General features: G+C 62.1%; 12 protein-coding genes. 6 read left to right on the forward strand and 6 right to left on the reverse strand.

The window, feature by feature from the left end; all coding sequences use genetic code 11:
- Window positions 1-187 precede the first annotated feature (187 nt).
- Genes HMPREF3087_RS10235 through sdhC form a run of 4 tightly spaced genes read right to left on the reverse strand, consistent with a single transcriptional unit; the run spans window position 188 to window position 3598 of the window.
- Complete coding sequence (locus HMPREF3087_RS10235; RefSeq protein WP_061941372.1) at window positions 188-979, reverse strand: succinate dehydrogenase iron-sulfur subunit; 792 nt, start codon at window positions 977-979, stop codon at window positions 188-190.
- Entirely contained in the window at window positions 979-2739 is a 1761-nt protein-coding gene (gene sdhA, locus HMPREF3087_RS10240; protein ID WP_061941370.1) for a succinate dehydrogenase flavoprotein subunit, read from the reverse strand. Before sdhA ends, HMPREF3087_RS10235 begins: the two co-directional genes overlap by 1 nt.
- Window positions 2740-2765: 26 nt before the next feature.
- A complete protein-coding gene (locus tag HMPREF3087_RS10245; RefSeq protein WP_019174678.1) occupies window positions 2766-3215 on the reverse strand; it encodes a succinate dehydrogenase hydrophobic membrane anchor subunit in 450 nt (149 codons plus the stop codon).
- 5 nt (window positions 3216-3220) lie between these two features.
- Window positions 3221-3598 (reverse strand): succinate dehydrogenase, cytochrome b556 subunit, encoded by a 378-nt coding sequence (gene sdhC / locus HMPREF3087_RS10250; RefSeq protein WP_082784656.1) that lies wholly within the window; start codon window positions 3596-3598, stop codon window positions 3221-3223.
- A 378-nt stretch (window positions 3599-3976) separates the two neighbouring features.
- Between sdhC and HMPREF3087_RS10255 the strand changes: the two genes are divergently transcribed.
- From HMPREF3087_RS10255 to HMPREF3087_RS10270, 4 genes are all read left to right on the forward strand, one after another.
- Window positions 3977-5086 carry a mannose-1-phosphate guanylyltransferase gene (locus HMPREF3087_RS10255; protein WP_070429038.1) on the forward strand — a complete coding sequence of 370 codons (1110 nt, stop codon included), beginning with the start codon at window positions 3977-3979 and terminating at the stop codon, window positions 5084-5086.
- A gap of 136 nt (window positions 5087-5222) precedes the next feature.
- Window positions 5223-6395 (forward strand): amidohydrolase, encoded by a 1173-nt coding sequence (locus HMPREF3087_RS10260; RefSeq protein ID WP_061941366.1) that lies wholly within the window; start codon window positions 5223-5225, stop codon window positions 6393-6395.
- Between the two features lie 113 nt (window positions 6396-6508).
- On the forward strand, window positions 6509-7615 hold the full coding sequence (locus HMPREF3087_RS10265; protein WP_061941364.1) for an adenosine deaminase: 1107 nt from the start codon (window positions 6509-6511) through the stop codon (window positions 7613-7615).
- On the forward strand, window positions 7612-8175 hold the full coding sequence (locus HMPREF3087_RS10270) for a hypothetical protein (protein ID WP_070429039.1): 564 nt from the start codon (window positions 7612-7614) through the stop codon (window positions 8173-8175). Before HMPREF3087_RS10265 ends, HMPREF3087_RS10270 begins: the two co-directional genes overlap by 4 nt.
- A gap of 79 nt (window positions 8176-8254) precedes the next feature.
- Here HMPREF3087_RS10270 and HMPREF3087_RS10275 read toward each other — a convergent pair whose 3' ends face one another.
- Together HMPREF3087_RS10275 and HMPREF3087_RS10280 are read right to left on the reverse strand one after the other, a co-directional pair.
- Complete coding sequence (locus tag HMPREF3087_RS10275; RefSeq protein WP_070429040.1) at window positions 8255-8962, reverse strand: hypothetical protein; 708 nt, start codon at window positions 8960-8962, stop codon at window positions 8255-8257.
- 99 nt (window positions 8963-9061) lie between these two features.
- Entirely contained in the window at window positions 9062-9571 is a 510-nt protein-coding gene (locus tag HMPREF3087_RS10280) for a MarR family winged helix-turn-helix transcriptional regulator (RefSeq protein WP_061941358.1), read from the reverse strand.
- 227 nt (window positions 9572-9798) lie between these two features.
- Between HMPREF3087_RS10280 and sucC the strand changes: the two genes are divergently transcribed.
- Both sucC and sucD read left to right on the forward strand, forming a co-directional pair.
- Window positions 9799-10968, forward strand: coding sequence for an ADP-forming succinate--CoA ligase subunit beta (sucC, locus tag HMPREF3087_RS10285; RefSeq protein ID WP_070423988.1), 1170 nt, complete (start codon window positions 9799-9801; stop codon window positions 10966-10968).
- 21 nt (window positions 10969-10989) lie between these two features.
- Window positions 10990-11892: a succinate--CoA ligase subunit alpha gene (gene sucD / locus HMPREF3087_RS10290; RefSeq protein ID WP_070429041.1), complete on the forward strand. Its 903-nt coding sequence runs from the start codon at window positions 10990-10992 to the stop codon at window positions 11890-11892.
- Window positions 11893-12413 lie beyond the last annotated feature (521 nt).

The raw sequence follows: 12413 nt of genomic DNA on the forward strand, positions 1-12413 counted from the left end.
TAAAGCGCAGAACCCGGCTAGAGGGAGTTTCCTTGTTGCTAAGGCGCAGATCCCGGCTAAGGGGTGTTTTCGCTGTGGCTCTGGAGGCAATACCGAAAGGGCACATAGAAAGGGGCGAGCCCTTTCGGACTCGCCCCTTCCTTAAACCTAAACCTCAGCCCCTAAGAGCTGCGGCCGGCTCACCCAATCAGAATGCGCGGGTGAGAAGTGCCTGCTTGACTTCGGCGATTGCCTTGGTCACCTCGATGCCGCGGGGGCATGCTTCGGTGCAGTTGAAGGTGGTGCGGCAGCGCCACACGCCTTCCTTGTCGTTGAGCACTTCGAGGCGCATTTCGGAGCCTTCGTCACGCGAGTCGAAGATGAAGCGGTGCGCGTTGACGATTGCTGCCGGGCCGAAGTACTGGCCGTCGGTCCAGAACACCGGGCACGACGTGGTGCAGGATGCACACAGGATGCACTTGGTGGTGTCGTCGAAGCGCGCACGGTCTTCCTGCGACTGCAGGCGTTCGTGCGTCGGTTCGTGGCCCGAAGTCACAAGGAACGGCATGATCTCGCGGTACGACTGGAAGAAGGGCTCCATGTCGACAATGAGGTCCTTTTCAAGGGGCAGGCCCTTGATGGCCTCAACCGTGATCGGCTTGCTGGTGTCGAGGTCCTTCAGCAGCGTCTTGCAGGCAAGACGGTTGCGGCCGTTGATGCGCATAGCGTCGGAACCGCAGACACCGTGTGCACAGGAGCGGCGGAAGGACAGCGAACCGTCCTGTTCCCACTTGATCTTGTGCAGTGCGTCAAGCACACGGTCGGTGCCGTGCATCGTGACCTGGTAGTCCTCCCAGTGCGGCTCGGAGTCCGTTTCCGGGATGAAGCGGGCGATGCGGAACGTGCACTCGAAAGTGGGGACTTCGCCGCCTTCTCCGGACACGCTCGACGGAAGGTCGATCTTCGATGCCGGTTCCGGGGTTTCGTTGTTCTCTGCCATCAGTACTTACGCTCCATGGGCTCGTAGCGGGTGACGATGACCGGCTTGGTCTCCAGGCGCATGCCGGAGATTCCTTCGGCGGTGCTGTTGGGGTCCAGGTAGGTCATCGTGTGGTGCATGAAGTTTTCGTCGTCGCGATCGGGGAAGTCCTCGCGGAAGTGTCCGCCGCGCGATTCCTTGCGGTGCAGTGCGGCAACGGCAACAGCTTCGGCCAGCTGCAGGAGGAAGCCGAGCTCAATGGCTTCGAGCAGGTCGAGGTTGTAGCGCATGCCGCGGTCGTGAATGCCGATGTTGTTGTAACGCTCACGCAGCTTGCCGATCACGTCGATGGCTTCGCGCAGGGTTTCATCGGTGCGGAACACCTGGACGTTGGCGTCCATGATCTCCTGCAGCTCAGCGCGGATGTCACCGACGAGCTCGGTGCCCTTGGAGTTGCGCATGGTTTCAACCATGTCGATCACCATGTCGGCTGCGTCGTCTGCGACTTCCTGCTGCTCGGCGGTCTTGGCGAATTCGGCGGCGTTGATGCCGGCGCGCTTGCCGAAGACGTTGATGTCGAGCAGCGAGTTGGTGCCCAGGCGGTTGGAGCCGTGCACCGAAACACATGCACATTCACCGGCTGCGTACAGGCCGGGAACGATCGTGTCGTTGTCAGCGAGAACTTCACCGGCGACGGTGGTCGGGATGCCGCCCATGCCGTAGTGGGCCGTCGGGAAGACGGGGACCGGTTCGGTGTAGGGCTCGACACCCAGGTAGGTGCGGGCGAACTCGGTGATGTCCGGCAGCTTGGCGTCGATGTGTGCGGGCTCGAGGTGGGTGAGGTCCAGCAGGACGTAGTCCTTGTTGGGGCCTGCACCGCGGCCTTCGCGCACTTCGTTGGCCATGGAGCGGGCCACGATGTCACGCGGAGCGAGGTCCTTAATCGTGGGTGCGTAGCGTTCCATGAAGCGCTCACCATCGGCGTTGCGGAGAATACCGCCTTCACCGCGGGCTGCTTCGGACAGGAGGATGCCGAGTCCAGCAAGGCCCGTGGGGTGGAACTGGAAGAACTCCATGTCTTCCAGCGGGATGCCGCGCTTGTAGGTGACAGCCAGGCCGTCACCGGTGAGCGTGTGCGCGTTCGAGGTGGTCTTGAACATCTTGCCGAAACCGCCGGTTGCGAACACAACGGCCTTGGAGCGGAAGACGTGGATTTCGCCCGTGGCGAGTTCGTAGGACACGACACCCGCAACGACCTTCTTGCCGTCGACTTCGTTGATGATGACGTCGAGGACGTAGAACTCGTTGTAGAACTCAACGCCGTGCTTGACGCAGTTCTGGTAGAGAGTCTGGAGGATCATGTGGCCGGTGCGGTCTGCTGCGTAGCATGCGCGGCGGACCGGTGCCTTGCCGTGATCGCGGGTGTGGCCGCCGAAGCGGCGCTGGTCGATTTTGCCTTCCGGCGTGCGGTTGAAGGGAAGGCCCATCTTTTCGAGGTCGAGCACGGCGTCGATGGCTTCTTTTGCCATGACTTCGGCTGCGTCCTGGTCGACGAGGTAGTCGCCGCCCTTAATGGTGTCGAAGGTGTGCCATTCCCAGTTGTCCTCTTCGACGTTGGCCAGTGCGGCGCACATGCCGCCCTGTGCCGCGCCGGTGTGGGAGCGGGTGGGGTAGATCTTTGTGAGCACTGCGGTGCGTGCTCGCTGGCCGGATTCGATGGCTGCGCGCATGCCGGCGCCGCCAGCTCCGACGATCACAACGTCATAGTCATGTACCTGCATAAGGTCTCTATTCTCCTAAGCGGCGGTCAGGCCTGGCAGAAGCTCGGCAGCAGCGACGGGTCTGCGCCGGTCGGGCAGGGGCTGAAGGTGAAGATCACCAGGGTGCCGAGCACAACGATGATTGCGGACGCCACGTAGAGGATGATCTGCAGCGTGACGTTGGTGCGCGGCTTTTCGGCGTAGTCGTTGATGATGGTGCGCATGCCGTTGGTGCCGTGGATCATGGCCAGCCACAGCATGGCGAGGTCCCAGATCTGCCAGAACGGGTTGGCCCACTTGCCGCCGACGAAGCCGAAGTCGAGGCCCTGGACGCCTTCGCCCATCCACAGGTTCACGATCAGGTGACCGAAGATCAGGATGACGAGGAATACTCCGGAGATGCGCATGAACAGCCATGCGAACAGCTCGAAGTTCGACTTGGTGGTCTTGTGGCGCTGGTATTCGGCGCGGGGCTTGGGGATAACAGGTGTTGTCATTGTGCTCAGCCTCCGAACGTGTGCATCAGCTGGCGGGGGATGAACGCAATCATCACGATCAGCCAGAGGACCATGACTGCCCAGAACAGTTTGCGCTGGTTCTTGGGGCCGCCCTTCCAGAAGTCAACGAGGACTACTCGCAGGCCGTTGAAAGCGTGGTAGGCGATTCCTGCTACCAGTCCGATTTCGGCGAACGCCATGAGAGGCGTTTTGTACGTTCCGATAACTGCGTTGTAGGCCTCGGGCGAGACGCGAACGAGAGCAGTGTCGAGCACGTGTACCAGCAGGAAGAAGAAAATGCCGACGCCGGTGACGCGGTGAGCGACCCAGGACCACATTCCTTCGTGTCCGCGGTACAGAGTGCCCGTTGACGCTTTGGCCACGGGTCATCCTCCATTTTGCGATTGCGTGTATAGCGTTTTGAATCTACGCCCGTTTCACAGTATTTTCCAATCTTCCGGATGTGCGGTTGATGGGTTCTCTGTGCGTCGCGCGCAGGTTCTTGTCAGCTGGCCGTTCGGTCGGTCGGCTGAGGATGCCTCTATTGTCTCATGTCCGGTTTCGCCGACACTCGCCGACTCCCGGCTATTTAGGGCATGTTCCCATGCCCTATCGGGCCTTCCTGACCTGACTTGCGTACGAGGTGGAGCTCCGGTCCCGAACCTGCCTCCACCTCGTGAGTGAGGTAGGGGTGGGCGGACCGTGAGAGAGCTGAGCGTGTCGGACCGGTGGGTGCCGGGTGTGTGCGAGACAATCGAGCGATGCTTTCTCGTTTCCACGCTGTTATTCCGGCCGGCGGTTCCGGCACTCGGCTGTGGCCGCTGTCGCGGCAGGATCGGCCGAAGTTCTTGCTTGATGTTTTGGGCTCGGGCCGTTCGATGCTGCAGGAAACGTGGGCGCGGATTGAGGATCTCGCGGTTGTCGAGAACAGGTGGGTTGTCACGGGCCGGGCGCACGCGCAGGGCGTGCAGGAACAGCTGCCGTCGCTTGGTGACCCGAATGTGATTGCCGAACCGTCGCCGAAGGACTCCGCGGCGGCCATCGGTTTGGCTGCAATGCTCATTCATCGGCGCGACCCAGAAGCTGTCATCGGGTCGTTTTCGGCTGACCATTCGATCACCAACCCGTGCGAGTTCCGCCGTGTTGTCGCGGAAGCCTATGCGGCTGCCGCCTGTGGGGACATTGTGACGATCGGCATCACTCCGACTTTCCCGTCGACCGCCTACGGCTACATCAAGGCGGGTAAGCGCCTGGGCCTGGCGGAAGCGCCGACGGCTATGCGGGCGGAGAAGTTTGTGGAAAAGCCTGCGGCCGACACCGCGCGCCGGTACACCTATTCGGGCCGCTACCGCTGGAATGCGGGCATGTTCATTGCTCGGGCAGATGCTCTTCTGGCCCAGTTCAAGGAGTTCTCGCCTGACCTGTACGCGGGACTGTCCGCAGTTGCCGACGCGTGGGGCACCGAGGACCACGAGGCGGTGCTCGCCGATGTCTGGCCGGGGCTGGAGGCCATTGCGATTGACTACGCGGTGGCTGAACCTGCTGCAGAGCAGGGCCGGGTTGTTGTGGTTCCCGGCGACTTCGGCTGGGATGACGTCGGTGATTTCGCGTCTGTAGCTCAGCTGCGTCAGCCCATTCCAGGTGAGCCGTCGAGTGTTTTTGCCGCTGGCGATGACGTGCGGCTCGTTGATGTTGATTCTTCCGGCCTTGTGTATTCGACGACGGAGCGGGCAATTGCGCTGGTCGGTGTGGAGAACATCGTGGTCGTTGACACCGACGACGCGCTGCTGGTCACCCGCCGTGCCGTGGCGCAGAGGGTGAAGGAAGCGGTGAAGCGGGCGCGCGAGCTCGGCTATGACGACGTTCTGTGAAACCAGAAGTGTGACCCCAGAGGCAGTCGGAAGCTGCCAGAGGTGGTCAGAAGTGTGACGCCAGAAGTCACTGCGGCGCAGGCTCATTTGGGCCCGGGCGTAGAATCGCCCGGATACACATTTGAACGGAGGCACAGTGATCCAGGCGGAAGTTGCGGCGTTTGCCGACGAACTGCGGGACTTTCGGCGTGATATTCACGCTCACCCAGAACTGTCGTATCAGGAGTTCCGCACCACCGAAAAGATCGCTGAGAGGCTGACTGCCGCGGGCCTTAAGCCTCGCCTGCTGGAGGGCACGGGACTCACGGTCGATGTTGGGTCCGGCCCGGTCAAGTGCGGTCTGCGCGCCGACATTGATGCTCTGCCCTTGGACGACCTGACCGACACCCCGTTCGCCTCGACCGTTCCCGGTGTTGCCCACGCCTGTGGGCACGACGTGCACCTGACCTCGCTCATGGGTGCTGCTCTCGTTCTCAATGAAATCGATCGTCGTCAGGGGCTGGGCGGAACGATCCGCTGTATTTTCCAGCCCGCCGAAGAGGTCACCCCCGGTGGTGCGCTCAAAGTCATCAATCAGGGTGTCCTGGAAGACGTCCCCGTCTGCTACGCCCTGCACTGCGACCCGGCTGTCGACGTTGGCAAGGTGGGTTCACGCATCGGCGCCATCACCGCGGCCGGTGACACCGTCATCATTCGCCTGCGCGGGCACGGCGGTCACACGTCGCGTCCGCACCTGACGGAAGACCTCGTGTACGCGCTGGGCAAGCTCGCCGTCGACCTGCCGGCCACCCTGCACCGACTGATCGACCCCCGCCACGCGATTTCTCTTGTGTGGGGCGCGATCGAAGCCGGCCATGCACCGAACGTCGTTCCCGGCGAAGGCCAGCTGATGGGAACGCTGCGCTGCCTTGACGTTGACGGCTGGAACCAGGTGGCTGAAGTTCTGCCGGAACTCGTGGACCGCATCGCCGGCCCCTACGGCGTCGAAGTTGAACTCGAACACCGCCGCGGAGTCCCGCCGGTGGTCAACACGGAAGACGAAGTTTCGTCAGCAGAAGCCGCCATCCGCCGTGAACTCGGCCCCACCTCGGTCCAGTTGACCCCGCAGTCAATGGGCGGGGAGGACTTCGCGTGGTACCTCACCCACGTTCCCGGTGCGCTCATCCGTCTGGGAACACGCACCCCGGGCGGCCGTACCTACGACATTCACCAGGGTGACCTTCTCATTGACGAGGACGCACTGCCGGTTGCCGTGCGCGTCTTCACGGCGCTCGCCCTGGAGCGCCTGGGCTTCCACGGCGAACCCTGATCGGCGGTTTTCCGCCTGCTTCTGCGGGAATCGCACAGCTGACGAGGCGGAGCTCACCTGGGTGCCCGGGTTGGGTTCCTGCTTGTGTCAGGGGCAGTCGTTAGACTGGCCGCGTGGATGAAAACCTGTTCCCGGTACCGGCCGGAGTGCACCCGGATGACCCGATTCTGCAGCTGCCCAAAGTCAGCCTGCACGACCACCTGGACGGCGGTCTGAGGCCAGCCACGATCATCGAACTGGCTGCCCAGTCTGACATCGAACTGCCAGCGGACGACCCCGAAAAGCTGGGGGAGTGGTTCCGCACTCAGGCTGATTCGGGAAGCCTGCCGGAATACCTCAAAACCTTCGGTGTGACGGTGGGTGTTCTGCAGAGCGCGGAAGCTCTCACGCGTGCAGCGCGCGAATGGACGCTCGACCAGGTGGCAGACGGTGTGTTCTACGCGGAATGCCGTTGGGCTCCGGAACAGCACGTGACCGGCGAACTCACCATGGACGACGCCGTGGCCGCGGTGGAAAAGGGCATGGAAGAAGGCGTGGCCATTGCAGCCCAGGAGGGCCGCACCATCATGACCGCGCAGATTCTGACCGCCATGCGCCAGAACGACAATTCGCTCGCGGTTGCTGAACTTGCGCTGCGTCACCGTGACAACGGGGTTGTCGGCTTTGATCTGGCTGGTCCGGAAGACGGCTACCCTGCTTCTGCGCACAAAGCAGCGCTTGATCTGCTGCGCGGTGAACTGTTCCCCACCACTCTGCACGCCGGTGAAGACGGCGGTCTGAGCAGCATGATGGATGCGATTGCCGCCTGCGGTGCTGTTCGCATCGGCCACGGTGTCGACATCGTGCAGGACATGCAGATCACTGACGGTGCGGGCGAAATCGGCCGTCTTGCCGCGTGGGTTCTCGACCGCCAGATTCCGCTGGAAGTGTGCCCGTCCTCGAACATTCAGACCGGAGCTGCCCGGTCGATCGAATCCCATCCCATTACGGGTCTGAAGGACCTGGGCTTCAACGTCACGGTCAACCCGGACAACAGGCTCATGTCGCAGACCTCGGTGACACGCGAAATGCGACTGCTGGTTGATCACGCGGGCTGGGACATCATCGACCTTGAGATCGCGACCGCCGCAGCTCTGCGTGCCGCGTTCATCCCGCTGGATGTTCGCGATCGCCTGCTGGAGGAAATCGTGATGCCAGGCTTCGAACGGATCGATCTGTGAACCGTCCCGGAAATTCTGACCGGCCCGGTGGTGGCGCCAGCCGCCCAGGTGACTGGCGCCGTGAAGAACGGGAGCGGCGCAAGCGCGGCGAACCATCGGCACTCCAACCGGCACAGCGGCCGGAAGTCGACCTTCCGCGTCGTCCGCTCAGCCTGGTGGGTGCGGTTGTCACTATGGTCATCCAAGGGGTCGCGCTGCTCGTTGCCGCCGGCATCTACGTGTACACCGGTCTGACGGGAGCGGGCAGCAGCCTGGGATCGCTTGTCGGCCTTGCGCTCATGTTCCTGCTGATGTCTGCATCCATGTTCGGTATAGCCAATGGCCTGTGGAAATACCGCCGGTGGGCTCGTCCGGCAGCAGTTGCGTGGAACGTTCTGCTGCTGTTCTTCGCCTGGTCTGTTCGGCCCGGTGTCTTCAGCGAAAGCGGAGACTACATGTTCTGGGGGCCGCTGATCCTCGGAATTGAAATGCTGGTTCTGATGTTCCTGCCGGCGACCCTGCGAGCCTATGACGAAGGTCTGCGCAGGCAGGACGAAGCCGCGCAGCGCGGCGCTGAATAAGCAGGCTGGATGGCCTAGCGCTGAATGAGCGCTTGGGCTGAAGGGCTCTGAAGCCTCAGCCGCCATGAACGTTTAAGAGTCAGCCGCCCTGCACGTAGTCGCCGCAGGCGGTGGCGAGCCCGTCTCCTTCAAAATCGCCTCCGGTGTCGCGCAGATTGCGTCCCGCGTCCTGGATTGCCCACCAGACTTCTGGTGAAGACAGCCATTCTTTGCGCAGGTCATCCCGCGCATCGGGGTCTTGAGCCAGTTTGTCGGCGGCGCCGCCGATCGTGTCCTGGGCGTTCTCTGCTGTGCAGCGCTCTTCGGAAGTGGGGCCGTCGGGGACGAGTTCGTCTTTCGCGTCCGGGGACTTCAGTGTCAGCGCGTAGTCGCCGTCGCCTTTCTCTTCAACCGTGAAAGTTCCGGTGATCAGTGCGAATGTGCCGTTGGCATCGACGGTGGATTTCGGTGCTGTGACTTTCACGCTGTCCTGTGCGCTGGGGCTCAGGGTGACGGAATCATCGCCGCGGGGTTCTTCAGCGGTCTGCATCCACGCCCACAGGTAGATGGGGTCTCCCGAATCAGCTGCCTCTGCGAGGCTCTGCCACAGGGGGTCTTCGTTCTTAGGCCCGCCGGGGCTGACGTCGACAAACTGGCTGCCGTCCGCGTTGTCATCAGTGCCTTCTTCGGTTTGCTCAGTGGCGCTTGGGGCAGTCGATGCTCCCTCTACGGGGCGTTCACTGTCGACGACAGTGCATCCGACCAGGCTGAATGCGGCAACGGCACCAAATGCGAGTAGGCGCTTCACGATGGCCTCCCAGGAAGACGGCAGTTCTCGGTTGATTCTACGTGGCGTGCGTCTCAGGCGCGCAGCGTGCGGCTGGGTCTTGCGGCTCAGTCCTGTGAGTCAGTCTTCGGAGTCGCGCATGATCTGCAGGTCAAAGGACGCGGACATGGTGCGCAGCAGGTCAGCCAGACGGCGAGTCTGCGCGCCGGTCATGCTGCTCATGAGTTCGTGTTCGCGTTCCAAGAAGTCCAGCATCGCTCCATCGACCTTGGCGAGCCCGTCCTCGGTCAGCTGCACTCTGACACCTCGGCGGTCTCCAGGATCGGGACTGCGGGTGACGAGACCGGCTGACACCAGCCGGTCAATCCGGTTGGTCATGGTGCCGGAGGTGACCATCATCTGCTCCGTCAGCTTTGACGGGGACAGCTGGTAGGGAGCGCCGGCACGGCGCAGGGCAGACAGGACGTCGAAGGACCACACGTCAAGACCGTGCGAGGCAAAGATGTCTTTGCGTGCCCGATCAAGCAGCTTTGCCAGTCGGCTGACGCGGGACACAACCTCCATGGGGGCAACATCGAGGTCGGGCCGTTCACGCTGCCATTCGCTGACAATCCGGTCGACTTCGTCCATGGCTCCATAATAGTTCGATCTCGAGATTCTTAACAACGAGCTAAATGAGCTGGAACACCTTCCCGGCCCTGTTTTCCTGGGAAAACCCAAAGTTTCGGACGTTGTTTACGTCCTGGATGTCCTTAAGCGCATCAGTGTTTTAAGGTGGGAAGCGTTGACAAGCTGCAAGATTGTCTGAACCCCGTGCCGGGTCATGAGGCTCGGCAGAATCAACAGAAGGACTACACGTGGATCTTTTCGAGTATCAGGCCCGTGACCTCTTCGAGGAGTACGGCGTTCCCGTGCTGCGCGCCGAAGTTGCGCAGACTCCAGAAGAAGCTCGGGCCGCAGCCGAAAAACTCGGCGGCGGTACGGTTGTCGTCAAATCACAGGTCAAGGTCGGCGGCCGCGGTAAGGCCGGCGGTGTGAAGCTCGCCAAAAACCCTGACGAAGCCGCAGCCCGCGCAGAGGAAATCCTCGGACTCGACATCAAGGGCCACATCACCAAGCGCGTCATGGTTGCTGAAGGCGCAGACATCGCAGAAGAGTACTACTTCTCGGTTCTGCTCGACCGCGCTAACCGCACCTACCTTGCTATGTGCAGCAAGGAAGGCGGCATGGACATTGAAACGCTGGCTGAAGAGCGCCCCGAAGCACTCGCCAAGGTCGAAGTCAGTCCGCTGACGGGAATTGACGACGCCACCGCGCAGAAGATCGTCGATGAAGCAGGGTTCGACGCTGAAACCGGTGCGAAGATCGTTCCCGTCCTCAAGAGCCTGTGGAAGGTCTACAAGGACGAAGACGCAAGCCTCGTTGAGGTCAACCCGCTGGTCAAGACCGGCGACGGCAAGATCGTTGCCCTCGACGGCAAGATGACGCTTGACGACAACGCTGAGTTCCGCAACGAAAACCTCGCGAAGCTCGAAGACGAAGACGCTGAGGACCCCCTGGAGCGCAAGGCAAAGGGCATGGGGCTGAACTACGTCAAGCTCGACGGTGAAGTGGGCATCATCGGCAACGGTGCTGGCCTCGTCATGTCGACCCTCGACGTTGTGGCCTACGCCGGCGAAAACCACGGCAACGTGAAGCCGGCGAACTTCCTCGACATCGGCGGCGGCGCCTCGGCAGAGGTCATGGCCAACGGTCTGGACGTCATCCTCGGTGACGAACAGGTCAAGTCGGTCTTCGTCAACGTATTCGGCGGCATCACGGCGTGCGACGCTGTGGCAAACGGCATTGTGAAGGCGCTGGAAATCCTCGGCGATTCCGCGACGAAGCCGCTGGTCGTCCGTCTGGACGGCAACAACGTCGAAGAGGGTCGTCGGATCCTCGAAGAGGCCAACAACTCGCTGGTCACCGTCGTCGACACGATGGACGGCGGCGCTGACAAGGCCGCTGAACTCGCCAACAACGCCTGATCGCCCGAAAGGACTTTCTCCATGTCGATTTTCCTGAACCAGGACTCCAAGATCATCGTCCAGGGCATCACCGGCGGCGAAGGCACCAAGCACACCGCCCGTATGCTCGCTGCAGGTTCGAACGTGGTCGGCGGTGTCAACGCTCGCAAGGCCGGGCAGACCGTCAGCCACAAGGACGCTGACGGCAACGACGTCGAACTGCCCGTGTGGGGCTCCGTCGGCGAAGCCATGGAAGCATCCGGCGCGAACGTTTCGGTTGCATTCGTTCCGCCGGCGTTCTCCAAGGACGCCGCAATTGAGGCCATCGACGCAGGCATCGGCCTGCTGGTCATCATCACCGAAGGCATCCCCGCACAGGACGCCGCCGAAATCTGGGCCTACGCCACCGAAAAGGGCAACAAGACCCGCATCATCGGCCCCAACTGCCCCGGCATCATCTCGCCCGGACAGTCGCTGGCCGGCATCATTCCGGCAAACATCACCGAGGCCGGCCCCATCGGCCTGGTATCGAAGTCGGGCACGCTGACCTACCAGATGATGTACGAACTGCGTGAGTTCGGCTTCACCACCTGCATCGGCATCGGCGGTGACCCGATCATCGGCACCACCCACATCGATGCTCTCGAAGCATTCGAGAACGACCCCGACACCAAGGCGATCGTCATGATCGGCGAAATCGGCGGTGACGCTGAAGAACGTGCTGCTGAGTACATCAAGGAGCACGTCACCAAGCCGGTTGTCGGCTACATTGCCGGCTTCACCGCACCGGAAGGCAAGACCATGGGCCACGCTGGTGCCATCGTCTCCGGTTCTTCCGGTACGGCTGCCGCTAAGGCTGAAGCTCTCGAAGCTGCTGGCGTGAAGGTCGGCAAGACCCCGACCCAGACCGCTGAATACATGCAGGAGATCATGAAGTCGCTGTGATGCGGCGACTGCGGGCGGTTGAGTGAACCGTCCGAGCGCTCAAGCTAGAAGCGTTGGGTGCTATTGACTGCAGAAACGGCTGTGGCCGAGTGGGAAACCACTCGGCCACAGCCGTTTTGTTGGGTTTTCTTCTCTGCTCTGCAGATTAGGGCTGGCGGGATGAGGTGCCTGGGTGGGTTGGGCGCCTTCTTTAGCTGGGGCACACCGGTTAGCAAGAGAAACTCCCGTTAGCAGTGGTTGCTAAAGCGAAGATTCCGGCTAAGCGGTGTTTGTGTGCGGCTAAAGCGAAGATTCCGGCTAAGGCGTGTTTTTGTTGGCCGAAAATGCGCCGGCCGAGGTGCCTGGCTGGCTGGGTGGGGCTGCCTGGCTGAGCTAGTGCTGTCCTAGTCAAAGTACGAGGTGCCGTTTCGGTCGGCACCGGGCCTCCACCTCGTTCTGTGGTTGGGACGGTGGAGGCTTGTCTGTTGGTTTGAGTGTGCCCTATACATGCCGCACACCGGTTAGCAAGAGAAACTCCCGTT

The sequence above is a fragment of the Brevibacterium sp. HMSC22B09 genome, assembly GCF_001806795.1.
In the GTDB taxonomy this organism is placed as follows: Bacteria; Actinomycetota; Actinomycetes; order Actinomycetales; family Brevibacteriaceae; genus Brevibacterium; species Brevibacterium ravenspurgense.